The sequence below is a fragment of the Comamonas avium genome (genome assembly GCF_014836675.1).
Taxonomy (GTDB): Bacteria; Pseudomonadota; Gammaproteobacteria; order Burkholderiales; family Burkholderiaceae_C; genus Comamonas; species Comamonas avium.
The window spans coordinates 32,567-39,405 of the sequence record NZ_JACSQK010000013.1; the positions used below are offsets into that span (position 1 = coordinate 32,567).

Sequence of the window (6,839 nt, forward strand, 5' to 3'; positions counted from 1 at the left end):
TTGCTGGCTCCTTCCGAACGAGCACCAAAGTCGTCGTACGATGAGCCGAAAACAAGCGTCTGGGAGGATGCACAGTGCCAGCTCCGGCATATCTGCAGTATTTGAAGCAGCACGAGTCGCTGACGTTGAATTCCGGCGAGGCTTGTGAGGTTTGGGAGCTCGATGTTCCAGCCGATGAGGACTGCCTGAAGGACTGGGCTTGGCGGTTCCGGCAAACGTACTGCCTCGACAGCGACATAGACATCCTCCGTGACGGTACGGGTAAAACTCGCGCCGAGTACCTCATCAACCTCGTCTTCCCGGACAAGAGCATCGCGCCAGGCCCAGGTGTTCGCTCCGGAGATTTTGCGGAGCTGCTGATCTCAGACTTCGTCGAGTTCATGCTTGGCTATTGGGTGCCGCGCACCAAGTACGCCGAGAAGAGCGTTCGCAACGAGTCAGTCAAGGGAGTCGACATCGTTGGCTTCCGGTGGAACTCTCATGGGCACCAACCGACCGACGAAATGCTGACCTTCGAGGTCAAGGCTCAGCTCAGCGGAGGCAAATACACGGACCGCCTCCAAGTGGCTGTCGACGATTCGGGCAAGGACTATCTACGTGCCGGTGAAACGCTGGCTGCGATGAAGCGTCGGATGCACTTGGCAGGTCAGCACGAGCAGCTCTTGGTCGTTCAGAGATTTCAGAACGTCGCCGACCGACCATACCGTCTGCTCTCAGGCGCGGCCGCAGTTCTATCTGACGACTCGTTTGACGCTGACTCTCTCAAAGGAACAAGCATCGCTGCCCACAATAATGGTGGAAGTCTCAGGCTCATCGCAGTGAGAGGTAGCAAGCTCATGCTGTTGGCACACAACCTCTACCAGCGAGCCGCAGATGAGGCCTGAGTTCAACAGTCGCCGGTACTTGGGCATCACCCGCTCAAAGGGCAAGATGTACGAACTCGGGCTGCCCGAAGAGACTCACATTGCCGTGCCGGCAGGCGTGGAGCCAGCAGCCCTTTTCCCACTATCCATAGCCACGCTTATGGACGCGGCTGCATCACTCAACGACGCAGTCAACCCGCACCACGACTTGCCTGCTGAGCTACGAAGCGAACTTGGCTTTGCAGCCAGCTTCTTCGATGCCTACCTCAGCTCACGTTTCAATGAAGATATTTCTGACGAAGTGATGCTGTTCGCGTCTGCTGCCTATTTCATTGGGCAGCGACCCGGCAGCAGCTTCGTACTTGCACGCCGCCTTCATGCCGATACGGGCGATGCCCTACAGCAGGTACTTGTTTGGGCATTGAAAGCGGACTGGCGTCGTGTTCCCGTCCTTGCTGCCCATCCCGTCGGTGGCTGGCTTGGTGAGCTGGTGGCCAGGATTAGGGCGCACTTCAACGACGGAGCCGCTTCACGGCCAGTTGAAGAGGTCTTACTTGAGCTTCGACGACAAGCCTACGCGAATGGCACGTCACGCGAGGTCGTTCTGACCGAGGTCTCATCTGCCATAGTGAAGTCGCGCCTGGAGAGTTCGTCTTGGAACTTGCTGCCTGGTTTTAGCGGTTTGACCGCAGCAGACTGGGCACCCGCAATTCGAAAGGCCGGCTTTCCCAAAGAGCTTTGGCCTTCGCAGAAGCTGCTGGGAGAGGCAGGCATTTTTGCGGGTCGGTCGGGCATCGTTCAGATGCCAACGAGTGCAGGCAAGACACGCTCGGTTGAAGTCATCCTGAGGGGCGCGTTCCTGGCTGACAGGACCCGTGTGGCAATTTTGGTCGCGCCGTTCCGCGCGCTTTGCCACGAGATAGCCGGCTCCCTTAGGTTTGCGTTCAAGGGGGAGGACGTCAAGGTCAATGAGCTGTCCGATGCGCTCCAACTGGATTTCGTGGACCAGCTTGCGGAGCTGCTGGGCGCGGTTGCACCTGCTACCCGAAATCTGCTGGTCCTGACTCCCGAGAAGCTGCTCTACGTGCTGAGGCAGGAGCCCAGCCTAGTTGCGCACATTGGTCTTGTTGTTTACGACGAAGGCCATCAGTTCGACACTGGCGCGCGAGGCATCACCTACGAGCTGCTGTTGACGGAGATTAAGAGCTTGCTTAAGGCAGCTGCCCAGACCGTTCTCATTTCTGCCGTCATCACGAATGCAACCGCCGTTGGGACCTGGCTTATTGGAGCCGAGCCAAACGTGGTTGACGGAACCGGACTGCTTTCTACGGCTAGGTCGGTAGCGTTCGCGAGATGGGCCGAGCAGCGCGGCCAACTTCTGTTCTTTGAGTCGGGGGCATACGAGCAGTCCGACTACTTCGTCCCACGTGCGATTGAAGCTCAAGAACTGCAGCTTCGGGGCAAGGAGCGTAAGGTGCGCTTCTTCCCAGAGAAGGGCGACGGTTCGTGGAAGGACGTGTCGCTGTACCTTGGGATTCGACTTGCTGCCAGCGGCGCTGTGGCTGTCTTCTGCGGACGCAAGGATACGGCGTCCGGTCTTGCCGAGCGTGCTGTGGAGGTTTATGGCCGCGGCTTTGCGTTGCCTCCGCCGGCTACTGTTTCGAATGCTGCTGAGATTCAAACTCTGACCCATCTTGCGGCCATGCATTTCGGTGCGGAGTCCACGGTGGCTCAGGCCGCCGCGCTCGGCGTCTTCGTTCACCACGGAACGACGCCTCAGGGCCTCCGTCTGGCAATTGAGCATGCGATGCAGCGGGAGCTCATCAAGCTGGTCGTCTGTACTTCAACGCTGGCCCAAGGCGTCAACCTCCCCATTCGCTACCTCATCGTTTCAGGGGTGAACCAGGGCGAAGACCAAATCAAGACAAGAGACTTTCAGAATTTGATGGGCCGGGCCGGTCGAGCAGGCATGCACACCGAAGGTCTGGTCCTCTTCGCGGACCCGCGAGTTGTCGACCGCTGGCCTGCGAGGGACTGGCGCATGAACGCCGCGATTGGGCTCATGCAGCCGGAGAACGCAGAGGCGACCTCAAGCTCGCTCCTGACATTGCTGGCGCCATTGGCGTCACCCGAAGGCATAAGCTTGCCCCTAGCAACCGACGCGCTGCTTGCGGCCTACTTCCTGCGGGGTGAGCAGCTCAGTGCTTGGGCGGACGCGGTTGTGGCGGCCCTTCCGCAGTACGGGCTCAAGCAAGTCGACGTCATCAAGGCGATTTCTAAGCGACAGAAGTTGGTCACCGCTCTCGAGAGCTATCTCATGGCAAACCGCGGCGCGGAGCGCTTCGAAGAGCTAACGCCTCGAGTGCGACTATTGGCTCAATCCACTCTGGCCCACGCTTTGGCCGATGAAGGCTCCAAGGCGGCTTTGTGCAGACTGTTCGAGCTGGCCGCCGCCCACATTGAACAGGTGCTTCCAGACCCAGTTCGTCAGGCTACTTACGCCAAGACGCTGTTGGGCGTGCTAGATGCTGCCCGCGTTGAGGCGTGGGTGAGTGAACGCGCGGAGCTGTTGCGAGCGCTGACGACAAATGACGAGTGGCTGAGCGCGGTTTGGCCTTTGTTTTTGGAGGTCGTTGACAACAAGATTCTCACAGGGACGGAGCCGCCTGAAGTTCCATTTCAGCTGGCGCAGGGGTGGATACAGGGCTCCACCTATCAAGGCCTCATAGCGCTTGCGAAAGCTACAGAGGCAACCAAACCGTGGGGAGAGAAGCGTCGGCGCAAGCTGAGCGATGCCGATGTGCTTGATTTCTTGGAGGGCTGCTTAGGGTTTGACTGCTCACTGGTAGTCGCCGCAATTGGGCAGTTCCTGTTCGGTGCAACCGGGCTCAACTCGGAGAGCACAGCATCGTTGGCGGAGTTCCAGAAGGCGCTGAAATACGGCCTGCCAAGCAAGCTGGCCGTGTCTGTCTACGAGGCTGGTCTTGCGGACCGATTCATTGCGTACAACGTTGCTTTGTCGCTGTCGCTCTTCGGCTACGCGGGGCACCACTTTATCCCGGCTCTTGCAGAGCATCGAGACGTTGTCTCGGAGGTGTTGCAGCGATACCCGTCGTACTTCACCGATGTGTTGCAAGGGCTTTGACGGTGATGACCCTGAACGTGTTTGCTAGAACTTGCCGCCCCTTGTTTTGGTGCTGAGATGGCCTCGACCCGCGAACTGGACGACAACAATGCGCATATTGCTGAAAGCTGACTCAGCAAACCGGGGCTCGGCACCCACTGCATTGCGGCATGACCAAGGCTGGACTGAAAAGCACCTTGGCGCTACTGATCGCAAGTTAGCTGCGATTCGCTGAATGTCGATAACACGCACTTGTCGATAGTCAGCAAATCAACGCACTCGCAGCTGCAATGGCCCTAATTTGGTTGAGTCGACACGTAGCCAGCAATGGCAAACTCTGGAAATCTGCTGCTTCGCAGCGGAAACTGCCCGTCTAGTCTGTGGGTTTGATGCCCGCTTTCGCTGCATAGCAGGCACCAGCAGGAAAATCACGAACGACAGCAGCGAGTCGTTTTCTGACTGGCGCGAACAACCGCTAATGGATACCTCAGGTTTGTCGCACTGCCACATCAAGCCTGCCAACCGATGGCAAGCGCTTATGCAGCCAAAAATGGTCGCTTGCTGAAACACCCCCCAAGGCCTGCTCTTGGTCGCAAGCAGTCTGCAGGTACCTTCGATCGCTGCTTACAAGTTCACTTCGCTAACAAGCAGCCTGCGGGTGCCGCCTATATCACCTGCATGCTATGCGCAGCCATCCCACACCGCGCCCAGGAAGGTGGCACCAAGGAATCACCCTTGCGCTGCATTCCGGCACCCTCCGCGCTCGTTCCCCCAGCACCACCCGGCAGAAAACCAGACACCAGCACGCGCCCAGGTGACGCAACGCACGCCACCGCAAATACACCAGCCCTCTAGCATCACCAGATCCGTCAGCACAGCAGCTCTGCGCTGGTGCTTTTCACGCTTTTAAAACCAGCACAGCAGCAAGCCAGAGAAACAGAGAGAACAAAGAAAAGAACAATCAATATTTCATATTAAGAAAAACTCTTTATTTGTTCCCAACTTGTTCCCAAAATGTTCCCACTTTGTTCCCAAAACATTCAGGAGCATCTAGCGCCCTGTTCATCAGGGTTTCAAGATTTTTTGGCTTTCAAAAAACGCTTTGTTCCCATGTTCCCAAGAAAATCATCTCCTGACTTGATTTGCTTGCGCCTTCAGCCCCCTGCCCGTGCATGCAACAGGCACAAAAAAGCCGCCTCAATGGACGGCTGTTGGCTGGGGCTGGCACGCCCTAGCTGGCGCGCTGGTGCAGCTCGATCACATCAGCACCACGGCGCAGTTTGTCCAGGTAGTCAGCCCATTGCTGGACCAGATCAAAGCGCTTGGTCAGGTACTTGGTGCGGTTGTAGCTGCGGCCGTTGGCATCTTTCACTGCGTGGGCCAAATTGGCCTCAATCGCCAGCGGGTCCATATCCAGCTGATCCACCAGCATAGTGCGGGCGCTGGCTCTGAAGCCGTGCCAGCTTTGCTCTGTGCCAAAGCCCAAACCATACAGGGCACTGCGCACGGAGTTATCAGACAGCGGGCGGTCATGGTCGCGCTGCCCGGGGAAGACGTAGCGGCTATGGCCAGTCATGGGGTGCAGATCTCGCAGCAGCTCTACTGCCTGCGTGGGCATGGGCACCACGTGCGGCTCCCCGTTTTCTTTCTCCTGCTTGGTGCGCTTCATTTTTTCGCTGGGTATGGTCCACAAGCCTGCATCCAGATCCAACTCTGCCCACTCCATCATGCGCAGGTTGCCGGGCCGCTGATACAGCAGCGGCGCCAGGAGTAAAGCAGTGCGTACCAATGGACCACCCTTGTAGGCATGCATGGCCCGCAACAGCTCCCCAAAGCGCTGCGGCTCAACAATGGCGGCAAAGTTCTTGCCCCGGTATGGCGTCAACCGGCTTTTAAGCCCCTCGGTAATGTCGCGCTGGGTGTTGCTTGCGGTGGGCAACCAGTAGCGCCACACCTGGCGGGCAAGCATCAAAGCCCGGTCGGCAGTCTCCAGCGCCCCGCGCTCTTCCACTTTTTGCAAAACTGACAGCAGCTCCATGGGTTGAATGCTGGCCATGGACCGCTCACCCAGCCAGGGGAACAGGTCGCGCTCCAGTTGTCGCAAGGTGCGCTCGGCGTGGCCAGCGCTCCAGCCCTCGGCCTGTTTGGTGTGCCATTCCAGCGCCACCGCCTGGAAGGTATCCCCACGATCCAGCCCGCCTTTGAGCTTTTCCAGCTTACGCGTCTGTATGGGGTCACTGCCATCAGCACGCTGCAGCTTGGCGGCATCCCGGGCTTTGCGCGCAGCAGTCAAGCTAACGTCAGGATAGCTACCCAAAGCGAGCTGCTTTTCCTTACCGTTTGTCCGATATTTATAGAACCAGCGCTTTGACCCGCTGGGGCTGACTTGCAGGTAAAGCCCACCAGCATCAGTAAATCGCGCTTGTTTGCGCTCAGGCGGGCAAGCAGCGTTTCGGCAATGTGCATCGGTCAGCATGGGGGGACAGCCTCCAAGGGTGGGGGTACAAATCCGAGCTCTCAGCCCCTGAATGGGGGTACAACGTATGGGCCGCTAGGCCGCATGGATGCTGGGTTTGGCCTGAAAGTGGGGGTACAACTTGGCCAAAGTATAGGCTTTTAGCGAGTTGTACCCCCACTTGTACCCCCACTTTGCCTCGGATGCCCACGCACTTCGGCGGATGACTACGGAAGCTAAGCTGTTGATTTACCAAAGAAAAAGGGCGTTCACTGGAAGTCAGCGAACGCCCTTGGACGTGTGGGTGGTGGAGCTGGCGGGAATTGAACCCGCGTCTAACCCAATAAACATGCGGCTTCCAAGGCGTCTGTGCTAAATCGGTGCTATCACCTAAATT

Annotated in this window: 3 protein-coding genes; 2 read left to right on the forward strand and 1 reads right to left on the reverse strand. The window is 58.1% G+C overall.

Features of this window, described 5'->3' with window-relative positions:
- Window positions 1-74 precede the first annotated feature (74 nt).
- Window positions 75-884, forward strand: coding sequence for a virulence associated protein (locus H9646_RS18240; RefSeq protein ID WP_191724823.1), 810 nt, complete (start codon window positions 75-77; stop codon window positions 882-884).
- 19 nt (window positions 885-903) lie between these two features.
- On the forward strand, window positions 904-4,008 hold the full coding sequence (locus tag H9646_RS18245; RefSeq protein ID WP_191724824.1) for a DEAD/DEAH box helicase: 3,105 nt from the start codon (window positions 904-906) through the stop codon (window positions 4,006-4,008).
- 1,210 nt (window positions 4,009-5,218) lie between these two features.
- Here the strand turns inward: H9646_RS18245 and H9646_RS18250 are convergent.
- Window positions 5,219-6,463: a tyrosine-type recombinase/integrase gene (locus tag H9646_RS18250; RefSeq protein WP_191724825.1), complete on the reverse strand. Its 1,245-nt coding sequence runs from the start codon at window positions 6,461-6,463 to the stop codon at window positions 5,219-5,221.
- Between the last annotated feature and the right edge of the window lie 376 nt (window positions 6,464-6,839).

Excerpts from the sequence above, each read along its gene's own strand:
- H9646_RS18250 (WP_191724825.1), bottom strand. The coding sequence starts at position 6,463 with ATGCTGACCGATGCACATTGCCGAAACGCTGCTTGCCCGCCTGAGCGC.